The sequence below is a fragment of the Streptomyces sp. NPDC017246 genome, assembly GCF_044331325.1.
Lineage (GTDB): Bacteria > Actinomycetota > Actinomycetes > Streptomycetales > Streptomycetaceae > Streptomyces.
Genome location: NZ_JBIRMW010000019.1, coordinates 95,745 through 120,081, shown reverse-complemented (window position 1 = coordinate 120,081; position 24,337 = coordinate 95,745). Strand labels below are relative to the sequence as shown.

Below are 24,337 nucleotides of genomic sequence, written 5' to 3'. Positions count from 1 at the left end.
GGAATCACCGTGATCAAGAAGATTATGGCGGCTGCGGCTGTTACGGCCTCTGTTGTCGGCGCTTCTGCTGCGGCGGCCTCCCCGGCGCTCGCCATCGCCGACGACGGCGGCACGACCTCGCTCAGCGGCAACGGCGCGTCCCAGTCGTTCGGCAACTCCAAGACCGTCGGTGACCAGAGCCCCCAGTTCTCGGCCGTCCAGGGCTCGCTGAACAAGCTCTGCCTGGGTGCCCCGGTCAAGGGCAACGTCGGCTCGGTCGTCGGCGTCCTCGTCCCGGTCGCGGTCCAGGACATCAACGTCCTCTCCTCCCCGCAGAACCAGCAGTGCGCCGAGAACTCCACCCAGGCCAAGGGTGACGAGCCGCTGTCGCACATCGTCGAGGACATCCCGGTCCTCTCCGGGAACGGCGCCTACAACGGCTGATCCGTATCGCGCACGACAGGGCCGGAGGGAACGCGACTGTTCCCTTCGGCCCTGTTCTGTGCCCGCAATGGAGTGAATGAGCGAATGTCGTCGACGGTGCGGTTTCCTTTGTGCGGCATGTTCGTTGTGGTTCCTGAAATGTCTTCCGTCACAGAAAGGATCCAGACGAAAATGAACTGCAAGAAGGTCGCGGCCGTTGTCGCCGGAATCGTCATGGCCATGGGTGCGGCGTCTCCCGCTTTCGCGGACGCGGACGCGTACGGTGCGGCGATCGGCTCGCCGGGCGTTCTCTCCGGCAACGTCGTCCAGATCCCGATCCACGCGCCGATCAACGTCTGCGGCAACAGCGTGAACGTCATCGGCCTGCTCAACCCGGCCGCGTTCAACACCTGCGTCAACGCCTGAGTCCCAGCGGTACGCAGGCGCGGGGGCCGGCCTCCGGAGAGCATCCGCTCCCCGGGGGCCGGCCCTCCGTCATGCCACGACCGGCGCCTTCCCGCGCGTACGCGGCCGCCCCACCGTCCCGCCCCGGGCGCCCGCCCGCAGCCGCTGCCGCACCCCGCGCACCAGACGCGCCGCCGTGTACTCGGCGCCGAAGACGAACCGCATCGACGGACCGTACGAGGGAGCGGTGAGCAGCCCCGCGAGGAAGAGCCCCGGCCACGAGGACTCGAAGAGACCCCCGACCTCCGGCGCGCCGCCCGCACCGACGGTGCGCAGCGCGCCGCGCAGCACGGGGGAGAGCACACCCGCCCGGTCCACGCCCGGGGTGAAGCCGGTGGCCGCCACCACGTGATCGGTCTCCAGGACCGTCGCCCCGTCCGGCCCGGCCACGTCGAGCCGGAGCCGCTCGTCCGGAGTCACGGTCGCCGCGGTGATCCGCTGCCCGAGGCGTACGTCCCGGACCGCCGCGAAGCGCTCACGGAGCCACCAGGCCCCCGCAGGCCCGAGCGCCGAGTCGAAGATCCGCGCGCGGGTGGCGGCCGGCAGGCGCCGGAAGACCCCGGGGGTGTCCGCGTACAGCTTGTTCCGCCAGCCGCAGCCGAGCCCCGTGTGCGGGGCGCGCACCGCGGCCCACAGCCCGCGGTCGAGGGCCGGGGGCAGGGTGTTCCAGTCCAGCCGGTCCGCGCGGGCGAGGATCCGTACCGTCGCGGCGCCCTGCTCGACGAGGAGCGCGGCCGTCTCCAGGGCGGCCTGACCGGCCCCGACGACGGTGACGTCACACCCGGCGAAGCGGTCGAGCTCGCCGTGGTGGCTGGAGTGGGTGACGAACCGCCGGGGCAGGTCCCGCAGCGGCCCGGGGATCTCCATGAAGGGCAGGACGCCCACGGCCAGCGCCACCGTCCGGGCGCGGAGGGCCTCGCCGTCCTCGGTGAGCAGCTCGAATCCCCCGGAGGCCGGTGCCACCGAGCCGATCAGCCGCCCGTCGAGCGCGGGCACGGCCTGCCGGGCGAACCAGTCGCCGTACGAGGCGAAGAAGTCGACCGGCAGCGGCACCCCGTGCGCGGCGCGCACGCCCCGCGTGGCGGCGTAGGCGTCGAGCCCGTACGCCCCCGCCGGGTCGGAGAGATGGGAGGCCCAGGGCTCCGACTTCAGGAACATGCCCGGGGGCATGGCGTGCCAGGACTCCATCGAGCGGCCGAAGATCCGCAGGCGCAGCCCGTGGGCGGCCGCGTGCGCGGCCACTGACAGGCCGTACGGTCCGGCCCCGACGACCACCAGGTCGTACATCGACTTCGACATCGTGCCTTCCACCTTCATCGCGGGGTGAGCTGGTCGGAGGAACTGCGGGCCGGTGGCGTCGCCGGGGGCACCGCCGGGCCCGGCCGCCGGGATCGCAGACGCCCGCGGAGCGCGGTCACGGCCTTGCGCAGCAGATGCCCGAGCCAGGCCCGGCCCATCGCGAACGCGGGCGCCGGGTCGTCGGCCGCCCACCAGGCGTACTCGGTCCGCGGCGAGGCCGCGCCGGTCTCGGCCGCGTACTTCCGGCGCGGGGAGGCGAGGAGCGAAAGGGCCGCGTAGTTCTCGACGACGAACCGGCGTCCGTACGCGGGGGAGTGCGGCGGCACGGACCGCCCGGTGAGGTCCAGATGGAGCGCCCGCACCACGTCCAGGCCGTCCAGGTCGGCGAAGAGCCGGAACTGCGCGCCGGGCCGGGGATTGAAGTCGAGCAGGTGGTACGCGCCGGTCGACCGGTCCAGCCGGAAGTCCAGGTCGCACACGCCCCGGTACCCGAGCGCGTCGAACAGCTCGCGGGCCGCACGGTCCACGGCCGGGTTCACCGTCCACCGGCCCGTGGCGGTCAGACCGGCCCCGTCCGGCCAGGACCGCTCCTTGCGGCCGGTCGCCCCCGTCGTGCAGCGGCCCCGCCGGTCCACGTACCCGTGGAAGAACCAGTCCAGGTCCCGGCCCGCCGGGAGCAGCTCCTGGAGCAGCAGCCGGCTGCCGGCTTCCGGGGTGCGGGCGTACAGCTCCCGCACCTCGGCGAGCGACCGCACGATCGAGGTGCTGCGCAGCCCGGCACCGGCCGGAAGCAGCCAGGGGCGGCTCCATTTGGCGACCACCGGCAGACCCAGCGACCAGGCCATGGCGGCGGCCTCGTCGGCGCCGGCGGGGAGTCCGGTGCGGGGATGGGGGAGGCCGAGGGCCGCACAGGTCTCGGCGAGCGCCGCCTTGTCCGCGACCCGGAGCAACTGCTCCTCGCTCTGCTCGGGGAGCAGGAAGCGGGGGGAGAGCTCGGCGCGCCGACGGGCCAGGGCGAGGGCGCTGACGTCGTCCAGGGGGAGGACGAGGAAGGGAGTTGACGGGCTGTCGGACCGCTCGTCGACCTCGATCTCGTTCGCGATCCGGTGGAGGAACGCGACCAGCTCGGTGGAGGAGGTCGTCCCGGGGCTCGCGCGGGCCGACCGGAGATAGCGGGAACGGGCGACCGGACTGGTGCTCGATTCGATGACGGCGTGGACCCGAATTCCCGTCCGGCCCAGTGAGCGCGCCGCTCCGAGAGTGCCGTGGTGGAAGGGGTTCGGGTCGAGTCGTACAAGGACGGCGGGAACGCTGATGTCGAAACTCTGACGGCGCGGCACGGCATGCCCTTCCTCTCGGGTGCCCCAACTGGGCGATGAAATCCTCTAATGGACTACTGATCAGAGGGAAGTCGAGTTCACGGTCGGCTCATTAGGAATACTTTCGGAGTATCGGATTGACGGAGTATCAAAAGGCGTAGGACGAAGGAGCGGCCATGGCGGCTACACACCGGAGAACATCGAGAGTGTGGCTGGGGGTGTTCACCGCCGGTCTCCTCGCCTCGGGCTCAGTCGTGCTGTCGTCCCCCGCGCACGCCGATGAATCCGTGACGAAGAGGGACCCCGGACCGACGCTCTCCAGCGCCATGGGAGCCTTCCTCGACTCGGGCGCGCTCGGGGTCGCCCGCATCGAGCAGCTGGAGCGGTGGCTCGGCGGACGCGAACTCCGCGTCGGGCACACCTACCTCCCCGGAGACCTCTGGAAGAACATCGAGGGCCCGCCCGGCTTCCTCGACTCCTGGGCGGACTGGCGCAACGAGAGGACCGACCGCCTGTTCGTCCTCAACGTGCCCTTGCTGGAGCGCAACGAGGCCGGGGTCTCCGACGCCGAGGTCCGCCGCCAGCTCCAGCTCGGCGCGGCCGGCTACTACGACCACCACTTCAAGACCCTCGCCGAACGGCTCGTCAGGCTCCGGGCGACCGACACCGTCATCGTCCTCGGCTGGGAGATGAACGGGACGACGTACACCCATCGCTGTGCGCCCGACCCGACCGCCTGGAAGAAGTACTGGAACCGGATCGTCACCGCGATGCGCTCCGTTCCGGGTCAGGAGTTCCGCTTCGACTTCAACCCGAGCCGTGGCCGCGACGCCGTCCCGTGGACCGAGTGCTACCCCGGCGACGACGTCGTGGACATCATCGGGATGGATTCGTACGACCAGCCGTCCGGCTCGCGGTTCGACCAGCACGTCAGCGAACCGTACGGGCTCCAGAAGCAGGTCGATTTCGCGGCCGAACACGGAAAGCAGATCTCTTACCCCGAATGGGGTCTGTTCCGGAACGGGGACAACCCCGAATACATGCGGCGCATGCTCGAATGGATGAAGCAGCACAAGCCGCTGTACCACACGATCACCGATTACTGCCCGCACGGCGTCTGGCAGTGCGACGACAATCCGCAGTCGTCGTTGATGTTCCGTCAGATGCTGTACGGCACGGAGCCGGAGGTCCCGACGCAGCCGACGGACCCGACGGACCCGACGGATCCGACGTGGCCGACGGACCCGGTGGATCCTGTGGACCCGACTGATCCCACGGATCCCATCGACCCCACGGATCCCACTGGGCCGACAGACCCGGTGGACCCGACGGTTCCTGAGCCGAAGCCGGAGCCCAAGCCGGAACCGAAGCCTGAGCCCAAGCCGGAACCGAAGCCGGAACCCAAGCCCGAGCCGAAGCCTGAGCCCAAGCCGGAACCGAAGCCCGAGCCGAAGCCTGAGCCCAAGCCGGAACCGAAGCCGGAACCGAAGCCCGAGCCGAAGCCGGAACCCAAGCCCGAGCCGAAGCCGGAACCGAAGCCCGAGCCGAAGCCCGAGCCCAAGCCTGAGCCCAAGCCGGAACCGAAGCCCGAGCCCAAGCCCGAGCCCAAGCCGGAACCCAAGCCCAGCTGCTGGACCGTGAACCTCGGTTCATGGGTCGAGAGTTGGATCGGCGGGCCCGTCTGTGTCCCGAAGGACTCCTGGAAGGACGAGGTCGACCTCGACTGGAAGGACGCGCTGAAGGGCGTCTGGCCCTTCTGACCCTTCCGGCCGACCGGCCGGCCCGCGCGGACGACGGCGGCGGAGATCATCCGCCGCCGTCGTGCCGTGTGCGCCCGGGGAGCCGGCCGAGCGCACGCCCCACCCAGGGGCGTTCCCGTGCCTGCCGGGCCGCCCAGCGGCGCGCGTCGGCGGCGCCCGCGCGGAGCCAGAGCAGCGGGGCCGTACCCCGTCCGGCCAGCATGAGCCGCTGGTTGCCGACGGTCTCGGGCCGCCAGTGGTGCTTGTACGCCTCGGTGCCCCGCAGCATGCTCAGCGTGGCCCGGCCGCCGGCGCTGGTCTCCCCGGCCCCGTGCCGGAGCAGCATCGTCGCGACGTCGACCTTGCGGGCGCGCAGGGCCGGGTCGGCTCCGTACAGATAGCCGCCGGCGAGGCGCGGGGACATCAGGGTCAGGTCGGCGGCCACGACGTCCCCGGCGAGCCGGAACTCGGTGACCATCGCGTCCCCGCGCTCCACCATCGGCCGCACGGCCCGGGTGAGGTGCTGGGCGAAGCGCTCGCTGGTGTGCTCGGCGGTCACACCCCGACCCTGCCACTGGAGCCGGTGGAGCTCCAGGAGGCGGTCGAGGGCGGCGGGCACCTCGGCCCCGGGGACGACGCGCGCGTCGATGCCGAGGGCGTCGAGCTTGCGCAGCTTGGCGCGGACCCGCTGGGCCTTCCCGGAGGGGATGCGTTCGAGGAGCCCTTCCATGGGGACGGCCGGCAGCTCCAGGCACAGCGAGTCGGGCAGGAGCCGGCGCGGGCCCCGCCAACGGGTGAAGACCCGTTCGCTGGCCGCTCCGGGCCGTACCTCCCGCAGGTCGATCACCGATCCCCGGGCGGCCCGGGCGAGCGCCCTGGCCAGGGCGGGGGCCGCCTCGGGGCAGTCGTCGTCGAGGAGCACGTCCGTGAAGTCGGTGATGGAGCCGCCGAGCTGGGTGAGCACGGGCAGCGGACCCCCGGCCCGCATCAGGGGCGCGGCGGCGACGAGCTCGCCGTCCTCCCGCCGTACGAGCACCACCCGCAGCGCACCGGGCCTGCCGTACGAGAGCCACCAGGAGTGCAGCCAGGCGTGGGACTGGAAGGGGGTGGCGGAGGAACAGCGCCCGTACAGCGCCGTCCACTCGGCCGCCAGGCGCCCGAACATCTCCTCGTCACGGCAGACCTCCGTCCGCAGGTCCCGTGCGGTTCTCGGGGTTCTCGGGGTCACACCGTCTCCGGCTGGTGCGCGGCGGCGGCCGGGGCGGGCACGGAGGCGGGAGCGGAGCCGGTCACGGCGGTGGGCGCGGTCCCCCTGGAGTGGCGGGCCTCGCCGCGCGCGGCGGCACGCTTCGGACGGACCAGGAGGGCCAGGCCGCCGAGGAGGCCGCCCGCACAGCCGCCGACGAGCGTGGCGATCGGCGCGGAGGGGGAGACGGGGGCGACCGGCTTGGTGGCGCGGGAGAACTGGACGACCTTCACGCCCGTGCTGCCCGCGACATGGGTGCTGTTGAGGATGAGCGCGCGGGCGACCCCGTCGGCCATGGACACGGCCTTCGCGGGCTGGTCGGCCTTGGCCGTGATCGAGATCATCGGCGCGTCCGGGGAGGTCGCGGCCTGCACGTTCCTGCGCAGCGTGTCGGCGGTGACCCCCGCCCACACCTGGGCGTCGCCGGTCACCGCGATGTCGGTGGCGACCCGCCCGTACGCCTGGGCGAAGCCGAGCGCCGCCGCCGGGTCGGACTTCTCGGCCGGCACGACGATGACGTAGCTGGTCGCCGCGTACTGCGGGGCCTTGAGGGCTCCGTATCCGCCGCCGAGTACGGCTCCGGCGAGGACGGCGGCGGGCAGGACCGCCCAGCGGCCGGGCCTGCGGAGGCCGGCGGGGAGAAGGGCACGGCGTGGAGTGGTGTTCATGGGACGGTCTCTCACTTCGAGGGGGAGGGGTTGCCGTGGACGGCCTGGTCGTAGAGGGACATCAACTGCCGGGCGCTGTGCGCGATGTCGTAGCGGCGGGCGGCGGCCGGCAGCGGGAGCCGGGCGAGCCGGGCGTCCTGGATGCCGCGCAGCGCGGAGATCAGCTCGGGTACGGACTCGCCGATGCGGCGGGCGCCCGGCGCCGCCTCCGGCGCCAGGTCGTCGATCGCGGGGCAGGCCACGTACAGGACGGGCAGTCCGGCGGCGAGGGCCTCGACGACGGCGAGCCCGAAGGTCTCGTCGGGGGAGGTGGACACGAAGGCGTCCATGGCGGCGAGCAGTTCGGGCAGCGAGGGCCCGGGCGAGGCTCCGGTCGGCGGGTCCTCGCAGGCCCCGGCGAGCAGCACCCGGTCGGCGGCCCCGCACTCGCGGGTCACCCGCATCAGCTCCTCGCGCTGCTCGCCCTCGCCGACGAGGAGCAGACGGGCCCCGGGGACCGAGGCCACCGCCCGTACCAGCCGGTCGAACCTCTTCCCGGGCGTCAGCCGCCCCACCCCGCCGACGACATAGGCGTCCTCGGGGAGCCCGAGGATGCGCCGGGCGCGGCGGCGGGCGCGGGCGTCGTAGGCGAAGCGGTCCGTCTCGATGCCGTTCGGGACGACCTGGATACGGTCCGGGGGCACGCCCCAGTCGGCGAGCCGGCGGGCCACGCTGGGCGAGACGGCGACCGTGGAGGTGCCCAGCCGCTCGGACGCCAGATAGAGGGCGCGGGTCCCCGCGGAGAGCGGCCTGCCCTCGATCTGGGTCTCGCCGAGCGAGTGCTCGGTGGCGATGACCCGTCGTACCCCGGCCAGCCGGGCCGCCGTCCTGCCGTACACGCACGCCCGGTAGAGGTGGGTGTGGACGAGGTCGTAGCGGCCCTGCCGGACGATCCGCGCGAGCCGCGGCAGCGCGCCGAGGTCCCGGTTCCCGGTCATGCCCAGATGGGTGACGGGGGTGCCGTCGGCCTCGATGCCCGCCGCGACGGCGCCGGGGTTGGTGAGGGTGACCACCCCGCTCTGCACGGGCAGATGGCGCAGCAGGAGCCGCAGCTGCTGCTCCGCGCCGCCGATGCCGAGCCCGGTGATGACGTGCAGGACCTTCATGGCGCACCGACCACGGCGGGGCCGTACCGCGCGGGCACCAGATCGGCCGGGTGGCGGCGGCGCAGCGGGTGCAGGAGGCGTTTGGCGGTGAGCCGCCAGGAGGTGTCGGCCTCGCCGATGTGGACGCGGGGCAGGGCGTACGTGCCGGTGTGCGGGCCCGGGTCGATCGCGCAGGCGTAGCGGTATCCGGCTCTGCGTACGGCCTGGACCGCGCGCGGGTCGACCTGCCCGTACGGGTAGCAGAAGCCCTGGACGGGAGCGCCGGTCATCTCCTCCAGGAGCTCGCGGCTGCGCCGGGTCTGGGCGGCGAGCTCCGTGTCGTCCGCCTCGGTGAGGGAGACGTGGGTGAGGCCGTGGGAACCGATCTCCATGCCTGCCTCGGCGATCCGCAGGATGCCGTCCTCGTCGAGGAGCGACTTCCGCGGGCCCTCGGTGTCCCAGGTGTTCTCGCCGCCGAGCCGCCCCGGCAGGACGTACACCGTCGCCGTGAAGCCGTGCCGGCGGAGCAGCGGAAGCGCCGAGTCGAGGAAGTCGGCGTACCCGTCGTCGAAGGTCAGGCCCACGAGCCCCTGGGCGCGTCCCTCGGCGGTGGCGTCGAGCAACTCCCGCACCGACACTCCGCGCAGCCCCCGGTCCCCCAGCCAGTGCAGCTGCCGGGCGAAGCGCACGGGGGAGACGGTCACCCGGTACGGATCGTCACCGGGGTCCGCGATCGAGTGGTACATCGCCACCCACGGGGGCGGCTTCATCCACAGGGGCGGCTTCGGCAGCAGACGGCTCAGCGCGGTGGCGGCGGGCATGGGGGGTCCTCCGGGAGGCGGAGCGGGGCAGGGGCGGAATCTCGGGCGCCTTGGCGGCGCAGGCGATGAAGAGCAGGAAGACGCCGATGACGACCAGGCCCGCGACGACGACGGCGAGGGCGGCGGGGCCGATCGCCAGCGAGCACAGCCAGCCGGCGCCGGTGGCCCACGCGCCCGCCGTGGCGAGCCGGAGCAGCCCCTCGCCCAGCCGGTCGACCTGGACCGGAACGGCCTGGCGGTGCGCGCCGCGCAGCAGCAGCACGGCGCTGAGGGTGATGCCGAGGGCGTTGGCGGCGGCGATGCCGACGGCCCCCCAGTAGTGGGCGCCGGGGACACCGGCGGCGGCGGTCGTGACGAGCCCGGCGGCCATCGCGGCGGCCGGGTACCAGAGCGGGCGGGCGGCGGAGAAGTAGCAGCGGACCAGCGCGCCCACCATCGTCTGGCCGAGCAGCCCGAGGGCGTAGACCCGCATGACGGCGGCGGTGGCGACGGTGTCGGTCCTGCTGAACTCGCCGCGCTCGAAGAGGAGCTCCACGATCCGGGGCGCGGCGGCGATGACGGTCGAGGCGCCGACGAGGACGACGACGGCGGCGAGCAGCAGATCACGCTCGACCCGGCGGCGGGCGGCCTCGGCGTCGCCCGCGGCGAGCGCGCGGGCGACCACCGGGAAGCTGACCGTGCACAGCATCAGGGAGAGGATCATCGGCATCTGCGCGACCTTCTGCGCGTAGTTCAGATGCGAGATGGCGCCGGCGGGCAGCGGTGAGGCGAGGAAGCGTTCGATCAGCGTCTGGGACTGGCGGCAGAGCGAGAACGCGACGACCGGCGCGATCAGTCCGAGGACCAGGATGCGGCCCTCGCCCGTGGAGGAGGGCGCGAGCGTCTCGGGCTCCCGCGCCGGTACGGGGCGGGCCCGTAGCTCGCGCAGCAGCGAGGGCAGCTGGACGAGGACCATCAGGACCCCGCCGACCGCGACTCCGGCGGCGGCCGAGCGGACGCCCCACGGTTCCCGCAGCACCAGGATGGTGCCGATGATGCCGACGTTGTACGCCACGTAGATCGTGGCCGGGGGCAGGAAGCAGCCGTGCGCGCGCAGCGCGGCCGAGCAGTAGCCGACCAGGGCGAACGACAGCACGCAGGTCCCCGTCAGCCGGGTGCAGTCGATCGCGAGCCCGGGGTCGGGCAGCCCCGGCGCGAGGGCCGTGACGATCAGGGGGGCGGCGGCGACGAGGATCGCGGCGACGACGCCGACGGCGAGGGTGAGCCGGGGGAGCGTGCCGCGCACGAGGGCGCGCACCGGGTCCCCGAACAGGGCGCCGGAGCGGCGGGCCAGGGCACGGGAGAAGGCGGGCACCAGGATCAGTGCCATGGCGTCCTCGATGAGCAGCGTCGAGGCGAACTCGGGCACCGTCCACGCCACCAGGAACGCGTCGGTCTCGGCCCCGGCCCCGAAGTACCCGGCCAGGATCTGGTCCCTTACGAGTCCGAGCACCGCGCCGACCGCGGTGAGCCCGGCGGTGACGAACGCGGCCTTCGCGAGGAAGCCCCGGCCCTCGCGCGCGCCGGTTCGGGCCGCCCGGACCCGGGCGTGGGCACGTCGGCCGGGGGGCCGGGGGGCGGGCGGGACGCCGGCGCCGGCGCTGTCGCCGGTCCCGGATCCGGTCCTGCTCGTGGTCCCGGATCCGGTCCCTGACCCGGTCCTGTTCGTGGTCCCGGCTCCGGTCCCGGCTCCCGTCCCCGTCCTGCTCGTGGACCCGGTTACGGCGGGTGGGAGATCGGGTGCGGCCACGCGTACGGACGCCGGGGCCGGGCTCTCCAGGAGCCGGCCCCGCGGGCCGCCCCCAGGGGCCGGCGGCGCCCCGGGCCCCGGCAGCACGACGGCCTCCGAGGGCCACGGGGAGTCCGTGGGGCCCGGAGGCGCGGTCGGCCAGGGATCGGTCGGCGGGGTGGCGCGGGGCGGGCCGCCCGAGGGGCGCGGTTCACCGGCCCGCGGGGTGTCCGTGGGCTCCGGTTCCCCGGCCCACGGGTCACGCACGCCTGACCTCCGCCAGCGCCCACCAGGCCGCGAGGCCCAGTACGACCGACATGAGGACCGTCGAGGGCCCGCCGATGTCCGCGTAGAAGAAGTCGATGAGCTGCCAGGCGAGCAGACCCGTCGCGACGAGCGCGCAGTCCGCGCCGAGGCGTCGCCGCCGCAGCGCGCCGACCAGCAGCGCCAGCCAGCTGCCGACGAGGGCGAGGAGGCCGAACAGGCCCTGCTCGCTGAGGACCAGGAGGTACATGTTGTGCGGGGACAGCAGCGGCTGGCGCGCGAAGGCGGCGCCCGCGCCCGCCGTGTCGCTGCCGGAGGACAGCGCGAGGGAGGCGTTGGAGTCCCGGTACTGCGGGAAGCCCTTGAGGCCGACGCCGGTGACCGGCTCCGCGCTCCACATCCGCCCGGCCGCCGCCCACATCGTGTAGCGGTCCGTCACCGACTGGTCCGGCGCGGCCGCCACCTGCGTGATGCTGGCGACCCGCTCCTTCACCATCGCCGAACCGATGCCGAGCCCGCCGACCAGGACCACGCCGAGCGCGCCCGCCGCGAGGGCGACCAGGGCCGCACGGCGGGGCCCCGAGAGCAGCAGCTGGATCCCGCAGGCGAGCACGGTCGCGATCCACGCGCCCCGGCTGAACGACAGCACGAGCGGCAGGAAGAGCAGCCCGGCGCAGACGAGCGCCGCCGTCCGCGCCCGCCCGGGGCCGCTGCCGAGCGCGATCCCCGTGACGACGACCAGCCCGTAGGACACGACGGTCGCCATGCCCATCACATCGGTGGGCCCGAAGGTGCCGACGGCCCGGATGTCCTCACCCATGTACGAGGCGCCGGTCCCGGTGAGGTACTGGGCGACGCCGACCGCGCCCTGCAGCAGCGCGAACCCGACCAGGCCCCAGGCGACCACGGCGAAGTCCCGCCGGTCGCGGATCATCAGGAGCACGGCCGCCGGGACGAGCACGAAGATCTGTACGTAGCGGGCGACGCCCGGCAGGCTCGCCGCCGGGTCGTTCGAGGTGATCGCGGCCAGACAGATCCCGAGGACCGGCAGCCCGAGGACGACGGCCGCCGTCCGGGTCAGCGGCCGCGCGCCGCCGCGCATCACACGGACGAGACAGATCAGGACGAGGAGTCCGGAGGCCGCGTCGGCGACCGTCCCCGTACCGCCGGTGCCGCCCTGCGCCCCGCCGCCGCCCGGGACGAGCAGCAGCGCGATCACGACGAGGACCGGGGACAGCGCCCCGGCCCGGCGCGCCCAGTCGCGGACGTCGTCCGGGGCGAGCGCCGACACCGTCACGGCCGTGGCCATCCTCAGCTCCCCGTGGGTCGGACGAGCCCGGCCGCCGTACGCAGCAGGATGCAGACGTCCTGCCAGAGCGACCAGTGGTCGATGTAGTGGTTGTCGAAGCGGCAGCGGTCCTCGATCGAGGTGTCGCCGCGCAGCCCGTGCACCTGCGCCAGACCCGTCAGCCCCACCGGCATCCGGTGCCGGGCCGCGTAACCGGCGTGGATCTTGCTGAACTGGGCGACGAAGTAAGGTCGTTCGGGTCGCGGCCCGACCAGGCTCATGTCCCCGCGCAGCACGTTCCACAGCTGCGGCAGCTCGTCGAGCGAGCTCTTCCGCAGGAAGTTCCCCGCCGCGCTCATCCGCCGGTCGCCCGCCACGTTCCAGCGGGTCGCCGACTCGGCGTCGTCGGAGGGGCGGAGCGTACGGAACTTCAGCAGCGTGAAGGGGCGACCGTGCTGGCCCACCCGCTCCTGGCGGAACAGCACCCCGGGACCGTCCGAGAGCCGTACGGCCAGCGCGCAGAGCAGCAGCACCGGCAGCGCGAGCGCGAGGGCGGGCGCGGCGAGCGCGATGTCGAGGGCACGCTTGGCGGTCAGCCCGCGCCGCTCGCCCAGCGGGACGACGCGGTGCCAGGCGAACCCCCACATGTGATCGCCCATCGGACCGGCCTGCTGCCGCCCGCCGACCCGCCACGTGGCGCAGCCGTAGTGCTGGAAGAGCGTCACCAGACCCGGGTCGTCGTCGAGGAACACCGCGTCGCGCACGGCGTTCTGGATGACGGCCCGGTGGATCTCCTCGGTCGTGGTGAGCACCGGAAGCCCGGGCTCCCCGGCCGGCCTCGGGGCGCCGCCCTGCTCGGGCACGCCGACGATGCCGACCGGCCGGACCCCGTACTCGGGGTGCTGGACGGCCGCCGCGGCGAACCGGCGTGCGGCCCGCGCCCCGCCGACGACCAGCGCCGACCTCGGGCGGGCCCGCGCGACCCGGCGCCGCCGGGCCAGCAGCAGCGCCCGGACCAGGGTCACGACGGCGACATGGGTGCCGTACGCGGCGGAGAGCCGCAGCGGACCGATCGCCAGGGCCGGGGAGAAGGCGGCGACCCCGGCCGCCGCCAGGCACCAGGCGACCCCGGCGCGGGAGGCCAGCGCCGGCAGTTCGTCGAGGGCCCGGGTGTGCGCGGCCGGCCGGTAGAGCCCCGCGTGGCCGTCGAGGACCAGGACGAGCGCCACGATCGGCATCAGCAGCCGGGCGTCGTGGTGCGCCGCGCGCAGCAGCGCGGCGGCGCCGAGCACGGCCAGGCAGTCGACCGCGAGGAGCGGCAGGACGCCGGACCGTGGTCGTGCGGGGCGGCGCGGCAGCGCGAGGCGGTCGGTCGTGCCGCGGCGCGGCGCGAGGGAGGCGAGGCCGTAGGCCTGGCCCGCGGTGGGCCAGGAGCCCGGTGAGGGAGGGATGCTGGTGCTTTCGGTTGTCACTGCGCAATCGGCTCTCTGTGCTCGGTGCCTCGCACTCCGGCCAGTTCGCGGTAGACGTCCGCGACGGCCGCGCCGGTGCGCCGGACATCGAATCTGCTGAGTACGTGCTGGTGGGCCTCGCGGCCCAGGCGGTGCCGGAGCTCCTGCCTGCCGAGGAGGCGGCCGAGAGCGGTGGCGAGCGCGGCCGGGTCCTCGGGCGGGACCAGGCACAGGGGTTCGTGGGAGGACGGCAGGCTCTCGCGGGCGCCGTCGACGTCGCTGACGACGACCGGCCGCCCTGCGGCCATGGCCTCCAGGGGTGCGAGCGCCATGCCCTCCCATCGGGACGGCAGGACGACCACGTCGGCGGCCCGGTACCAGGGGACGGTGTCGTCGACGGCCCCGGTGAACCGCACCGAGGGACCGGCGGCCGCGCGCAGCCGCTCGCCGTCGGGGCCGTCGCCGACCAGGACGAGACGGGCCGTCGGGACCTCCGCCAGTACGGTGGGCCAGGCCGCGAGCAGCACGTCCTGTCCCTTCTGGCGGCAGAGCCGGCCCACGCAGACGACGGTGGGCGCGGGGTTGCCGGGCGGTCCGTCGGTCGCGAACCGGGCCACGTCCACGCCGTTGTGGACGACGGACCAGTCGGCCGTGACGCCGGCGTCCTCGCCGGTACGCCGCTCGGCCTCGCTGACGCAGAGGATCCGGTCCGCCCAGCGGGCGCCGAACCGCTCCCAGCGGCGGGCGAGCGCGGCGGTCGTTCCCTCGACCGCCTCGAAGGACCAGGCATGCGGCTGATACACCGTCGGAATCCGTCCCCGCAGGGCGAGTCGGGCGCAGAGCCCGGCCTTGGCGCTGTGCGCGTGGACGAGACCGGGCCGGACGGTACGGATCAGCCGGGCCAGCTCCCTCGTCTCGCGGACGAGTCCGGGACCGGGGTCGCGGCCGGCCCGCCAGTCGTGGGTCTCGGCCCCCTCGGCGCGGACGGCGGCGGAGAGGACGGTCTCCGGTGGGCAGGCGACCGCGACCCGCAGGCCGGCGGCGAGCTGGGCGCGGACCAGGTCGATGACGACACGGGCGACCCCGCCGTCACCGGGCTGGACCGCGTGCAGGACGGTGACGGACCCGGGGTCCGTGTCTCGTGGAGGCAGCACGTCAGCGCCGGACGTCCGCCTGGAAGAAGAGCGCACCGAGCCAGACGGTGTCCTTCCGGCTCCCGGACCGGATGTGGACACGGTCGGCTCCATCGCGCAGCGCCCCCCGCAGATCGAAGACGTCGGAGTCGTACCCCAGGGTGTTCGTACGATCGGGAGAGCGGACCGTCCTACCGGTGCCGAATTCGGTGATGCTGGAGTTCATCACGTCGTTCGCGGAATTGGCGGAATCGGAGAGCCGGGTGCTCTTCGAACGGCTCGTTTCCACGGCCAGGTAATCACCGGAAGTACCGCGGTCGCCGTCATAGGCGATCATGCCGAGACGTCCGCCCGCGGCCTTGCCGTAGCGGTTTCCGTCGAGGGGGACCCGAAGATCGCCGGTACGCGGCCCGATCGTTTCGAATCCGTCCCAGACCCCGATCCTGCGGAGCGGTTCCGACGCCTTCTCGTACGCGGCGACGAGCGTCCAGCCGCCCCAGCCGCCGACCGCGGAACGGCCCATGGCGACGTTGATCTGAGCGACCGTCCACTGGCCGGGACGGGCGGAGCGGACCAGCTTCGTGACATCGGCGGAGGCCTGGAAGGCGTCGGCGCCGTCGGCCGTGCGGTGGCCGATCAGGGTGTCGGCGAGCAGTGCCTTGTACCGGCCGCCGGGCTCGGCGATCAGTACGCGCCCGTTGTCCTCGGGCGGCTTCTGCTCGCCCACCCGCAGGTTGCCGCCCCAGTAGAGGCGGGCCCAGCTGACCCGGGCGCCCGCCGGAACGGCGAGCTCGGCGCGGCTGGAGTTGTAGGTGTTGGGGTCGCTGTCCACGTCGACGTAGGCGATCGTGGCGCCGTCGTTGACCGACTCGGTGCCCTTCACGCCCTTCGCCGAGGAGTTCGCGGCACGCACGATCCCACCGTGCTGTACGGCCTGGTAGCGCGCGGCGAAGGGGACGCGGCTCGCCTCCCGGGGCTGGGGTGCGGCGGCGGAGGCGACCGGCAGCGCGGCGGACACGGCCGCACACGACAGGGCGCACAACACGCTGCGACGCACAGCAAGAACCGCTGAATTCCGCATACAGGTTCTCCGCTTTGATGAGAGAAGGAAGGGAAGACCCGTGAAGGCCGGGAGAGGGGAAGGTGTCGTCCGCACGAAATGGGTGAACGCGCGGCGGGCCCGGAAGCAACGTTCGGGAACGTTATAACCCCGGCGCGGGGCGATAGTACGCATTAGATGCCCGGAAACGCTAACTCCCGTATCTGTGGGGCCGGTTCCTCGTTGAGCGTGTTGCGTCATTCCACGCCCACTCCCTCCAATGGCCCTCCTATGGCCCAAAGATCGGTTGAACGTCACCCGTTCGGGAGAGCAACCGATGAAAAGCCGGGGCGTTGTTGAGGGAGCCGGGCCGAACAGTCCGCGCAGTCCGCGTTGAATTTCGATCGAGGAGCAGTTCCCCATGTCCCGTATCGCCAAGGCCGTTGTCCTGACCGTGGGTGCCGCCGCCGCGGTCGCCGGTGCCGCCGGTGCCGCCGCCGCCGACGCCGGTGCCGAGGCCGCGGCCGTGAAGTCCCCGGGCGTCGCCTCCGGCAACGTCGTCCAGGTCCCGGTGCACATCCCGGTCAACCTCTGCGGCAACACGGTCAGCGTCATCGGCGCCCTGAACCCGGCCTTCGGCAACACCTGCGTCAACGCCTGATCCGGCACGCCTGATCGGTCCTTCCGAAGCCGGTGCGCCCGCCCCCGACGGGGCGGGCGCACCGGCTTTTCCTTGTGGCCATGGGGTCGGTACTCGTTCGGCGGCACCGTCGTGCGCCGTGCGGTGCAACGGCGTACGCCCCTTCGGAGGGCAGGGTCGAGGTGTGGATTCACTCGAACGGAGGCGTGGCGCTCCGTAGTTCTGCGGTTGCGGAGGGCTATACCCGCAGGCACGGTGAGAGGGAAGTTGTCCGACGCATAAGGAAAAGGAACACATATGCGTCCCCTGGCTACACGCCGCATCACCGCCCTGGCGATATCCGCCGTCATCACCCTCGGCACGGCGGGACCCGCCATCGCCGGCGAACACCATCCGTCCACCGCGGCCGACCGGGCCGCCCGCGCTCCCCTCCCCGAGGCCGCCGCCCTGCTGACCCAGGCGCAGGCGCTCGGAGAGCTCGGCTCGGTGACCACCCCCGTGACCGAACTCGTCACGGCCGCGCTGAAGGCCGACGCGGGCCAGCTCCCCGCGGTCGACGCCGAGGCCCTCAAGGCCAAGATCGCCGAAGCCGTCGACCAGGCCAAGGCCACCGCCCCGGCACTGCCGGACGCGCCGGTCACGCCACCGGCCACGGACCTTCCGGTCACGCCACCGGCCACGGACCTTCCGGTCGCGCCGCCCGCCACGGACCTTCCGGTCACGCCGCCCGCCACGGACCTCCCGGTCACCCCGCCCGCGGCCGAACTCCCCGTCACGCCGCCCGCCGTCGAGACCCCGGTCGAGCTTCCGGCGGCGCCCCCCGTGGAAGCCCCCGCGCTGCCCGTGAAGCCGCCGGTGAGCCTGCCGGCCGCGGCCGACGCGAAGGCCGCGAAGGCCGCGAAGGCCGCGTGGGCCGGTAGGGCCGCCGCGCCGGCGGATGTCGTGGCCGACGCCCTCGCCACGGTCGAGAAGGCGGTCGCGGGTCTGCTCGCCGCCGTCACCTCCGGCAACGCCGGCGGAGTCGTACCGCAGGTCACGGCGACGCTGACCTCGCTGGTCAACCTGGCCGTCGCCACGGTCCTCGGCAGCGGTCTGCCCGCTCCGGACCTGCCCGGACTGCCCGCGCTGCCGTCGCTCCCGGTCACCGCGCCCGAGCTGCCGGTGGACCCGCCGGAGCTGCCCGTCGACCCGCCGGTGAAGCCCCCGGTCGACGTGCCCGACCTGCCGGTCAAGCCCCCGCTGCCGGTCCGGTAGTCACCTGTAGGTCCTGTGCCGGTCCGGCGTCCCGCCGGACCGGCACAGGCGTGTGTGATCGGCAAATAGCACCGGTCCGCATCGATCGGGTGCAGTGTCGAGAAATCCTTCCTTCCGGAGTTTCCGTGCGGCACGCCGTTCGTTACAGAAGCAGAACAAAGTACGGGATTCGGTCAAGAAGCCTGTGCGGTAAGTGACTTGAAGTACAGAGGAAGGATTCACCCCATGAAGCCCACCAAGGTCGCCGCGGTTGTCGCCGGTTCGCTGATGGCTCTTGGCGCTGCCGCGCCCGCCATGGCGACGGAGGCGCTGACCCCCACCAGCCTGAACGGTGGCCTCGAAGCGATCGCCGCCAATGGGCTGAAGTCGGATGTGCTGAGCAGCACCACGGACGGCTCCCCGGTCAAGACCGTCACGGACACCGCGACCCAGCTGAACCAGACCACCAAGGGTGCCCCGCTGCTCGGTGGCCTGCCGGTCCCCGGCGGCCTGCCGCTGGGCAAGTGACCCTCGACTGACGTCCCCTCAGTACACGCGCCTTTCCGGGCACTTGCGGCGCCTTTCGCGACGCCGTTTCCCACGGTCGGCTGATCGAATGATTTTCTGATCAGCTGCCGTGTGGCCCCCGTTGCACGGGGTTCGCCGACCCATACCCTCTGGCCAGTCCCACGCGAACGTCGGCGTGGATCAGGCCGGTCGGAGCGAGGGGGGATCCTCGCCGGCCTCTCCCTTTCTCCAGAGGAAGAGCGGTATGCGGTCCATCATCAGCAGGAAAGTACTCACCGCGGCGGCAGCGACCGGCATCCTGTCGCTGAGCGGCGGATTCGCCCTGGCCGCGAACTCCCACACCGGTACGGGCGACGGTCCGGGGGCCGGTTCCGCCGGTCATGTCCAGGCCCCGCTGCCGGCGGACGTCTGCGGCGAGCACATGGATCTCGGCGGTTTCGTCGCCGCGGCCGTCGGCGACCTCTGCGCCCAGGCGGAGGAGCCCGGAGGCTACGGCGACGAGCCGGGTGAACCCACGCACCCGGGAGAGCCGACTCATCCGGGTGAACCCACGCACCCGCCGACGCATCCCCCGACGCACCCGCCGACGCACCCGCCGACGCATCCGCCGACGACGGCGCCTCCCACGCATCCCCCGACGACGGCGCCCCCCACGCACCCGCCGACGCACCCGCCGACGCATCCGCCGACGACGACGCCCCCCACGCATCCCCCCACGCACCCCCCGACGACGACGCCTCCCACGCACCCGCCGACGACGACGCCTCCCAAGCCGGGGGACTGCGAGGAGCAGCCGCCCGGTGAGGAGCCGGAGGACTGCGAGCCCACGCATCCGCCCACCACGCCTCCCACCACCCCGCCCGAGCTCCCCGACACGGGCAGCGACACCGCGCTCATGGGCGCGGCCGGGATCAGCGCCGCGCTGATCATCGGTGGCACCGTCGTCTACCTCCGCGGCGGCCGGATCGCCCGCCGCCACTGACGCCGGCCCCCTCCGCGCGTCAACAGAGGCCCTCGCCCTCACCGGTGAGGGCCTCACGCGTTGCTGCACACGGGGGAGTTCCGCCACGTTCCCCCGCAGGTCTCGTTGTCAGAACATGACTCTGCGCTCTCACGCCGGCATGGGACTTCTCATGACCGCACTCGCCTCCGCCGCCCTGGCCGCCCCGGCCTCGGCCGTCGAGGCGCCGGTGCTCGTGCCTCTCCAGGGGCTCGAGCCGGTGCTCCCGATGGACGCCCCCACGGTGGCCACCGGCGTTCCCGTCCCGATGCCCGGCGCGCCCACCGGCTTCCAGAAGGGCCTCGGCTCGCTGCCGGACGTCGCGGTGCCCAGCGTGCCGCTCGCCGGCACCGTCCCCGCCACGGAGGTGGCCGCTCCGCTGCCCGAGGTCCTGAAGGACAGCGAGCCCGGCCGGGCGCTCTTCGCCACCCCGCACTCGGAGATGGCGGCGGCCACCCCCGGCGCCGTCCTCGGCAACCCGGTGGCCGCGCCGCAGGGTGACGGTCTCGCGGGGCTGCCGGACCTGGCGGCGCCCCGGGTCGGTGTGCTTCCCCCGATGGTCAGCGGTGCCCTGGACTCCCAGCTCGGTCTCGCGCCCGAGGCACCCTGACGCCCGAGCGGGTCATGGGACGCACCCCTTTGTTCGTTCTTTTGTGCGGGTGGGGTCCTGCCGGGTGAAGACACGATTCTTCCCCGCCACCCGAAGGGTTTTCGTTCGTTGCAGAAGAAGGCTTGTCGCATGGCCGCGGCCCGCGGACCGAGGCCGTCCCGTCGTATCCGGCGGCGGACGGTTTCGGCCCGCGGGCCATTTTCCGGTTTTCCCCTCCCTTTCGGCCCAATGGCCGTGACCCGTTCCGGCGTTCGGCGTTGAAGGGGAATGACGGCCGTGATTCCTGCGGTCGCTTTCCACGTCCAAGGAGTTCTTGATGTCTCGCATCGCGAAGGCTGCCGCTGTTCTCGCCGGCACGGGTGCCGTGGCCCTCAGCGGAGCCGGCCTGGCCGTCGCCGACTCGGGCGCCGAGGCCGTCGCCGCCCACTCGCCCGGTGTCGCCTCCGGCAACGTCGTCCAGGTCCCGGTCCACGTCCCGGTCAACCTCTGCGGCAACACCGTCAACGTGATCGGCCTGCTGAACCCGGCCTTCGGCAACACCTGCGTCAACGCCGACGGTCACGACAACGGTGACGGTGGCTACGGCGGCTGATCCCCCCGGTAACGACCGTGTCCCCCCGACCCGCCGGGTCGGGGGGACACGTGTGTGCGGGGACGTCAGGCGTACCGGTAGATCCGGCTGTGGTCGAACATCGACGCCGGGGTCACACCCCAGGGCGCCATCGCCTCGTGCCGGGCCACGACCTTGCGGTACTGCCCGTCCCCGAGCGGCGGCGGCTCCGCCGGCAGATAGCCCGCCCCGGGGTTGCGCTGCTGCCAGCGCGACCAGACCAGGTCGACGAAGGAGTGGTGCAGCCAGAACACCGGGTCGTTCACGGAACCGCCGCCGAGCATCAGACCGCCGACCCAGCGGTGCACCCGGTTGTGGACGCGGAACCGTTCGTTGCCCCGGCCGGGCGCCCAGCCCTCCAGACGGTTGCGGAAGCCGGAGGCGCTCGTCGAGTTCCAGGGCGCCGCGTCGTAGGCCCGCTCCCGCGTCACCTCGTCCAGCTGGGCCTGGGTCGGGAGGGCGACCGGATCGTGGGGGCGGCCGAAGTCCCTGGTCAGGAAGCGTCCGTCGGTCATCGACTGGGTGACCGTCCAGCGGCCGGCGGAGTGGGCGAAGGGGCCGGTCATCACCTGGAGGTCGCTGCGGCGCCCGTTGCCGCCCATGAAGTCCTCGCCCCAGATCGAGGAGGCCGGACTGTTGTCGCGGGTCCAGTCCCAGTACGGGACGGAGACCGTCGGGTCGACCCGGCGCAGGGCCGTCTCGAACTCCAGCAGGAACTTGCGGTGCCAGGGCAGGAAGCTCGGAGTCATGTGGGCGACCCGGAGCCGGCCCTCCCCGTCGGCCGTGTAGTGGTCGATGTGGGTGCGGACGAAGCGGTCGTACGCTCCCGTGCGCTTGAGCTCCAGGACGGCGGCGACGAACTTCCGGCGCTCGGCTCCGGTCAGATCGCGCTGGTTCTTACGCGTGTACACCACGCGGGCTCCCTCCCGTCGGGTCGGTGTGGACGCCGTGGGCGCCGGCGAGCGGGGAGAGCGAGGCGGTGCCCAGCTCGTCCACGGCCGCGCGGGTGGCCGCCAGCGGCGTCGGCCAGGACTCGTAGTGGTCGATCGGGGTGACGTACCCTCCGTCGGCGCAGCGCATCAGATGCAGCGGCCGGCCGTCGACGAGGGCCTTCGGCGCGCCCCCGGGCGCCGAGAAGCCCAGGATGCGGCGGCCCCCGTACATCTCGTCGAAGGCGTGCGGGTCGCGCGGTCCCGCCGAACGGGCCGGGTTCTCCCCGGACGGCGGACGGGTCGCGATACGGCCGAGCGCGCCCCCGGTGAATGCGGTGACGGCCAGAGCGAAGAGGGACCGCAATGCCACGCGGCGCGGGACGATCATGGGTGATCTCCTCGGGGTCGGCTGGGGTCCCCCGCCGCGGACAGAGGGGAGCCCTCAGGGCACAACGATGAAACCCCGGGTTCGTTGCGCCGGAAATGCCAGCGGCGTGAATGTCGGCCATTCGAGTGAAAGCGGCGCGGGGAAAGGGTGGTTGGAGCATTAGCATCCGGATTCATGACCACTTCCAACGTCGTTTCCTCGGCTCGCAGCGCCTCTCCGCTGGGAACTCTCACGGTGATCCCGTGGTCCAGCGAGCCCTCCGCCGACTCGGCCGGTACGCCGTTCCTCATGGCGTACTCGCTCGGCGACGGCCGTGACGGGCCGGAGGCCGGTCAGCAGGCCATGCGGACGGCCCTGGAGACCATGAACCTCTCCGTCGGCGACCGGCTCTTCGATCTGGACAAGGACGCCGGGATCAACGCCTCGCTGATCGTCGAGGGCGGCTCCGCCGTCCTCAATCTGCCGTTCCTGAAGGTGCAGTGCCCGGTGCCCGACGAGTGGCAGGAGGCCGCCCGCGAGCGCGGACAGGTCTACTTCATCTGCTCCGTGCGCCCCTGGCCCGAGGCGGTCCCCGGACAGCCCGTCGACGAGGCACGGCTGCGCGCCTTCGTCTCCGACGAGGAGATGCTCAAGGAGAGCGCCCACGTCCTGATGCCCGTCCGGCGCCTCCAGGGCTGAGCGGGAAGGGGGTCGCGTCATGGCGACGGTGAACGTACGGGGCGGGGTGCCGGGTCAGCTGCGGGAGGACGAGTCCTCGGCGGAGCGCGCGGGGACGATCGGTGCGAGCCGGGCCTTCGCCTGGATGCTGATGATCACCGGGGCGGCCGGCGTGCTGTCCGGCTGGGTGATCACGATCGACAAGTTCCTCCTCCTGGAGGATCCCGGCTTCCAGCCCGGGTGCAGCCTCAACCCGGTCGTCTCCTGCGGCAACATCATGAAGAGCGAGCAGGCGGGGGTCTTCGGCTTCCCCAACCCGATGCTCGGGCTCGTCACGTACGCAGTCGTCGTCGCCCTCGGTGCCGGGATCCTCGCCGGGGCCCGCTACCGGGGCTGGCTCTGGCTCGGCCTCAACGCCGGAATGCTCTTCGGCGTCGGCTTCTGCACCTGGCTGATGTACCAGTCGCTGTACGAGATCAACTCGCTCTGTCTGTGGTGCTGCCTGGCCTGGGTCGCCACCATCGTCATGTTCTGGTACGTCACCGCGCACAACGTCCGCCACGGGGTGATCCCCGCCCCCGCGGGGCTGCGGACCTTCCTCGGCGAGTTCGCCTTCGCCCTGCCCGTCCTGCACATCGGGATCATCGGGATGCTGATCCTGACCCGCTGGTGGGAATTCTGGACGAGCTGACGTGCACCGCCTTCCCGCCGGGCCGCGGGCCGCACTGACCGTGCTGCTCGCGGCCGTTCTCGTGCTCCTGCCGGCGTCCGACGGGATCGCGCCCGGCGACCGGCACACCGGGGCGCTGCCCGTGCCCGAACCGGTGCCGCTGCCCGGGGTGCCCTCGGGGTTCTTCACCGGTTCCGACGAGGCGGGGGTACGCCGGATCGCCCAGGCGCAGGCCTGGCTCGGAGGCGACTCGCTGACCGTCGGGCACACCTATCTGCCGGGCGACCGCTGGTCCAACATCGAGGGTCATCCGGCGCTCTTCGGGCCCTGGGCGCGCTGGAAGGAGGCGCGGCCGGGGCGTCTCTTCGTGCTCAACGTGCCGATGATGGACCGCAGCGAGGCGGGTCTGGCGGACTCCGAGGTGCGGACGGGGCTGCGGCGCGGCGCGGCGGGGGCCTTCGACGGGCACTTCCGGGCGCTGGGGGAGCGGCTCGTGGAGCACGGACTCGGGGACGCGGTCCTGGTCCTGGGCTGGGAGATGAACGGCACCACGTACAGCCATCGCTGCGGGCCGGACCCGGTGGCCTGGAAGACGTACTGGCGCAGGGTCGTCGGGGTGCTGCGGGGGGTGGCGGGGCAGCGGTTCCGCTTCGACTTCACCCCGAGCCGGGGGCGGGACGCCGTGGAGTGGCCGCGCTGCTATCCCGGGGACGACGTCGTCGACATCATCGGGATGGACGCCTACGACCAGCCCGAGGGGCTCGCCTTCGAGGAGCAGGTGTCCGAGGAGTACGGCCTGGAGCACCATGTGCGGTTCGCGGCGGCGCACGGCAAGCCGGTCTCGTACCCGGAGTGGGGGCTCTTCCGGAACGGCGACAACCCGGTGTACGTGCGGGGGATGCTGGACTGGTTCGCGGCGCACCGGCCGGTCTACCAGACGGTCACGGACTACTGCCCGCACGGAGTGTGGGGGTGCGCGGACAACCCGGAGTCGGCGCGGCTGGTCCGCGGGGCTCTGGGGGCGCCGGCCGGCCCGTGAGGGG

General features: G+C 73.1%; 25 protein-coding genes. 12 read left to right on the top strand and 13 right to left on the bottom strand.

Features of this window, described 5'->3' with window-relative positions:
- The first annotated feature begins 9 nt into the window (after positions 1 to 9).
- Both ACH4MY_RS33220 and ACH4MY_RS33215 read left to right on the top strand, forming a co-directional pair.
- Positions 10 to 423, top strand: a complete 414-nt coding sequence (locus ACH4MY_RS33220) for a rodlin (protein WP_398007834.1) — start codon at positions 10 to 12, stop codon at positions 421 to 423.
- A 171-nt stretch (positions 424 to 594) separates the two neighbouring features.
- The gene (locus ACH4MY_RS33215; RefSeq protein WP_327163949.1) at positions 595 to 828 is read left to right on the top strand and encodes a chaplin; all 234 of its coding nucleotides are present in this window, start codon (positions 595 to 597) and stop codon (positions 826 to 828) included.
- 69 nt (positions 829 to 897) lie between these two features.
- Here ACH4MY_RS33215 and ACH4MY_RS33210 read toward each other — a convergent pair whose 3' ends face one another.
- Both ACH4MY_RS33210 and ACH4MY_RS33205 read right to left on the bottom strand, forming a co-directional pair.
- Positions 898 to 2,154, bottom strand: a complete 1,257-nt coding sequence (locus tag ACH4MY_RS33210) for an FAD-dependent oxidoreductase (protein WP_398007915.1) — start codon at positions 2,152 to 2,154, stop codon at positions 898 to 900.
- 26 nt (positions 2,155 to 2,180) lie between these two features.
- Positions 2,181 to 3,506 (bottom strand): ATP-grasp domain-containing protein, encoded by a 1,326-nt coding sequence (locus tag ACH4MY_RS33205; protein ID WP_398007832.1) that lies wholly within the window; start codon positions 3,504 to 3,506, stop codon positions 2,181 to 2,183.
- A gap of 155 nt (positions 3,507 to 3,661) precedes the next feature.
- Between ACH4MY_RS33205 and ACH4MY_RS33200 the strand changes: the two genes are divergently transcribed.
- Entirely contained in the window at positions 3,662 to 5,245 is a 1,584-nt protein-coding gene (locus ACH4MY_RS33200) for a glycoside hydrolase family 26 protein (protein ID WP_398007830.1), read from the top strand.
- A gap of 46 nt (positions 5,246 to 5,291) precedes the next feature.
- Here the strand turns inward: ACH4MY_RS33200 and ACH4MY_RS33195 are convergent, their stop codons facing one another.
- The 9 genes from ACH4MY_RS33195 to ACH4MY_RS33155 form a co-directional block, all read right to left on the bottom strand.
- On the bottom strand, positions 5,292 to 6,389 hold the full coding sequence (locus tag ACH4MY_RS33195) for a GNAT family N-acetyltransferase (protein WP_398007913.1): 1,098 nt from the start codon (positions 6,387 to 6,389) through the stop codon (positions 5,292 to 5,294).
- Between the two features lie 59 nt (positions 6,390 to 6,448).
- Complete coding sequence (locus ACH4MY_RS33190; RefSeq protein ID WP_398007828.1) at positions 6,449 to 7,138, bottom strand: lipopolysaccharide biosynthesis protein; 690 nt, start codon at positions 7,136 to 7,138, stop codon at positions 6,449 to 6,451.
- An 11-nt stretch (positions 7,139 to 7,149) separates the two neighbouring features.
- Positions 7,150 to 8,283: a glycosyltransferase gene (locus ACH4MY_RS33185; RefSeq protein ID WP_398007826.1), complete on the bottom strand. Its 1,134-nt coding sequence runs from the start codon at positions 8,281 to 8,283 to the stop codon at positions 7,150 to 7,152.
- Entirely contained in the window at positions 8,280 to 9,083 is an 804-nt protein-coding gene (locus tag ACH4MY_RS33180) for a polysaccharide deacetylase family protein (RefSeq protein ID WP_398007824.1), read from the bottom strand. The genes ACH4MY_RS33185 and ACH4MY_RS33180 overlap by 4 nt, the downstream gene beginning before the upstream one ends.
- Positions 8,980 to 10,575, bottom strand: coding sequence for a lipid II flippase MurJ (locus tag ACH4MY_RS33175; RefSeq protein ID WP_398007822.1), 1,596 nt, complete (start codon positions 10,573 to 10,575; stop codon positions 8,980 to 8,982). The genes ACH4MY_RS33180 and ACH4MY_RS33175 overlap by 104 nt, the downstream gene beginning before the upstream one ends.
- 535 nt (positions 10,576 to 11,110) lie before the next feature.
- Positions 11,111 to 12,424 (bottom strand): O-antigen ligase family protein, encoded by a 1,314-nt coding sequence (locus ACH4MY_RS33170; protein WP_398007820.1) that lies wholly within the window; start codon positions 12,422 to 12,424, stop codon positions 11,111 to 11,113.
- A gap of 2 nt (positions 12,425 to 12,426) precedes the next feature.
- Positions 12,427 to 13,875: a sugar transferase gene (locus tag ACH4MY_RS33165; RefSeq protein WP_398007819.1), complete on the bottom strand. Its 1,449-nt coding sequence runs from the start codon at positions 13,873 to 13,875 to the stop codon at positions 12,427 to 12,429.
- Positions 13,872 to 15,008 (bottom strand): glycosyltransferase, encoded by a 1,137-nt coding sequence (locus ACH4MY_RS33160; RefSeq protein WP_398007817.1) that lies wholly within the window; start codon positions 15,006 to 15,008, stop codon positions 13,872 to 13,874. Before ACH4MY_RS33160 ends, ACH4MY_RS33165 begins: the two co-directional genes overlap by 4 nt.
- 1 nt (position 15,009) lies before the next feature.
- Positions 15,010 to 16,005, bottom strand: coding sequence for a DUF3344 domain-containing protein (locus ACH4MY_RS33155; RefSeq protein WP_398007815.1), 996 nt, complete (start codon positions 16,003 to 16,005; stop codon positions 15,010 to 15,012).
- A 442-nt stretch (positions 16,006 to 16,447) separates the two neighbouring features.
- On the opposite strand from ACH4MY_RS33155, the gene ACH4MY_RS33150 reads away from it, so the two are divergent.
- The 6 genes from ACH4MY_RS33150 (at position 16,448) to ACH4MY_RS33125 (ending at position 20,629) form a co-directional block, all read left to right on the top strand.
- Positions 16,448 to 16,687: a chaplin gene (locus ACH4MY_RS33150; protein ID WP_364281513.1), complete on the top strand. Its 240-nt coding sequence runs from the start codon at positions 16,448 to 16,450 to the stop codon at positions 16,685 to 16,687.
- Between the two features lie 276 nt (positions 16,688 to 16,963).
- Positions 16,964 to 17,920, top strand: a complete 957-nt coding sequence (locus tag ACH4MY_RS33145) for a hypothetical protein (protein ID WP_398007814.1) — start codon at positions 16,964 to 16,966, stop codon at positions 17,918 to 17,920.
- 225 nt (positions 17,921 to 18,145) lie between these two features.
- Positions 18,146 to 18,427 carry a hypothetical protein gene (locus ACH4MY_RS33140; protein WP_398007812.1) on the top strand — a complete coding sequence of 94 codons (282 nt, stop codon included), beginning with the start codon at positions 18,146 to 18,148 and terminating at the stop codon, positions 18,425 to 18,427.
- A gap of 244 nt (positions 18,428 to 18,671) precedes the next feature.
- Complete coding sequence (locus tag ACH4MY_RS33135; RefSeq protein ID WP_398007810.1) at positions 18,672 to 19,409, top strand: LPXTG cell wall anchor domain-containing protein; 738 nt, start codon at positions 18,672 to 18,674, stop codon at positions 19,407 to 19,409.
- Positions 19,410 to 19,560: 151 nt separating this feature from the next.
- Positions 19,561 to 20,037, top strand: coding sequence for a hypothetical protein (locus ACH4MY_RS33130; protein WP_398007808.1), 477 nt, complete (start codon positions 19,561 to 19,563; stop codon positions 20,035 to 20,037).
- Between the two features lie 316 nt (positions 20,038 to 20,353).
- Positions 20,354 to 20,629 carry a chaplin gene (locus ACH4MY_RS33125; RefSeq protein WP_398007806.1) on the top strand — a complete coding sequence of 92 codons (276 nt, stop codon included), beginning with the start codon at positions 20,354 to 20,356 and terminating at the stop codon, positions 20,627 to 20,629.
- 65 nt (positions 20,630 to 20,694) lie between these two features.
- Here ACH4MY_RS33125 and ACH4MY_RS33120 read toward each other — a convergent pair whose 3' ends face one another.
- Complete coding sequence (locus tag ACH4MY_RS33120; protein ID WP_398007804.1) at positions 20,695 to 21,561, bottom strand: tyrosinase family protein; 867 nt, start codon at positions 21,559 to 21,561, stop codon at positions 20,695 to 20,697.
- Complete coding sequence (locus tag ACH4MY_RS33115) at positions 21,545 to 21,967, bottom strand: tyrosinase family oxidase copper chaperone (protein ID WP_398007802.1); 423 nt, start codon at positions 21,965 to 21,967, stop codon at positions 21,545 to 21,547. Before ACH4MY_RS33115 ends, ACH4MY_RS33120 begins: the two co-directional genes overlap by 17 nt.
- A 174-nt stretch (positions 21,968 to 22,141) precedes the next feature.
- Here ACH4MY_RS33115 and ACH4MY_RS33110 point away from each other — a divergent pair, with 174 nt between their 5' ends.
- Genes ACH4MY_RS33110 through ACH4MY_RS33100 form a run of 3 tightly spaced genes read left to right on the top strand, consistent with a single transcriptional unit; the run spans position 22,142 to position 24,333 of the window.
- Positions 22,142 to 22,645, top strand: coding sequence for a DUF5949 family protein (locus tag ACH4MY_RS33110; RefSeq protein WP_398007800.1), 504 nt, complete (start codon positions 22,142 to 22,144; stop codon positions 22,643 to 22,645).
- Between the two features lie 19 nt (positions 22,646 to 22,664).
- Positions 22,665 to 23,315, top strand: a complete 651-nt coding sequence (locus tag ACH4MY_RS33105; RefSeq protein ID WP_398007798.1) for a vitamin K epoxide reductase family protein — start codon at positions 22,665 to 22,667, stop codon at positions 23,313 to 23,315.
- A 1-nt stretch (position 23,316) separates the two neighbouring features.
- Positions 23,317 to 24,333 carry a glycoside hydrolase family 26 protein gene (locus ACH4MY_RS33100; RefSeq protein WP_398007797.1) on the top strand — a complete coding sequence of 339 codons (1,017 nt, stop codon included), beginning with the start codon at positions 23,317 to 23,319 and terminating at the stop codon, positions 24,331 to 24,333.
- The last annotated feature ends 4 nt before the right edge of the window (positions 24,334 to 24,337 follow it).

What these genes read in the sequence shown, in the direction of transcription:
- ACH4MY_RS33215 (WP_327163949.1), top strand. Translation starts at nt 595, where the DNA reads ATGAACTGCAAGAAGGTCGCGGCCGTTGTCGCCGGAATCGTCATGGCC.
- ACH4MY_RS33210 (WP_398007915.1), bottom strand. Translation starts at nt 2,154, where the DNA reads ATGTACGACCTGGTGGTCGTCGGGGCCGGACCGTACGGCCTGTCAGTG.
- ACH4MY_RS33200 (WP_398007830.1), top strand. Translation starts at nt 3,662, where the DNA reads ATGGCGGCTACACACCGGAGAACATCGAGAGTGTGGCTGGGGGTGTTC.
- ACH4MY_RS33195 (WP_398007913.1), bottom strand. Translation starts at nt 6,389, where the DNA reads ATGTTCGGGCGCCTGGCGGCCGAGTGGACGGCGCTGTACGGGCGCTGT.
- ACH4MY_RS33190 (WP_398007828.1), bottom strand. Translation starts at nt 7,138, where the DNA reads ATGAACACCACTCCACGCCGTGCCCTTCTCCCCGCCGGCCTCCGCAGG.
- ACH4MY_RS33185 (WP_398007826.1), bottom strand. Translation starts at nt 8,283, where the DNA reads ATGAAGGTCCTGCACGTCATCACCGGGCTCGGCATCGGCGGCGCGGAG.
- ACH4MY_RS33180 (WP_398007824.1), bottom strand. Translation starts at nt 9,083, where the DNA reads ATGCCCGCCGCCACCGCGCTGAGCCGTCTGCTGCCGAAGCCGCCCCTG.
- ACH4MY_RS33170 (WP_398007820.1), bottom strand. Translation starts at nt 12,424, where the DNA reads ATGGCCACGGCCGTGACGGTGTCGGCGCTCGCCCCGGACGACGTCCGC.
- ACH4MY_RS33150 (WP_364281513.1), top strand. Translation starts at nt 16,448, where the DNA reads ATGTCCCGTATCGCCAAGGCCGTTGTCCTGACCGTGGGTGCCGCCGCC.
- ACH4MY_RS33145 (WP_398007814.1), top strand. Translation starts at nt 16,964, where the DNA reads ATGCGTCCCCTGGCTACACGCCGCATCACCGCCCTGGCGATATCCGCC.
- ACH4MY_RS33140 (WP_398007812.1), top strand. Translation starts at nt 18,146, where the DNA reads ATGAAGCCCACCAAGGTCGCCGCGGTTGTCGCCGGTTCGCTGATGGCT.
- ACH4MY_RS33135 (WP_398007810.1), top strand. Translation starts at nt 18,672, where the DNA reads ATGCGGTCCATCATCAGCAGGAAAGTACTCACCGCGGCGGCAGCGACC.
- ACH4MY_RS33130 (WP_398007808.1), top strand. Translation starts at nt 19,561, where the DNA reads ATGACCGCACTCGCCTCCGCCGCCCTGGCCGCCCCGGCCTCGGCCGTC.
- ACH4MY_RS33125 (WP_398007806.1), top strand. Translation starts at nt 20,354, where the DNA reads ATGTCTCGCATCGCGAAGGCTGCCGCTGTTCTCGCCGGCACGGGTGCC.
- ACH4MY_RS33115 (WP_398007802.1), bottom strand. Translation starts at nt 21,967, where the DNA reads ATGATCGTCCCGCGCCGCGTGGCATTGCGGTCCCTCTTCGCTCTGGCC.
- ACH4MY_RS33110 (WP_398007800.1), top strand. Translation starts at nt 22,142, where the DNA reads ATGACCACTTCCAACGTCGTTTCCTCGGCTCGCAGCGCCTCTCCGCTG.
- ACH4MY_RS33105 (WP_398007798.1), top strand. Translation starts at nt 22,665, where the DNA reads ATGGCGACGGTGAACGTACGGGGCGGGGTGCCGGGTCAGCTGCGGGAG.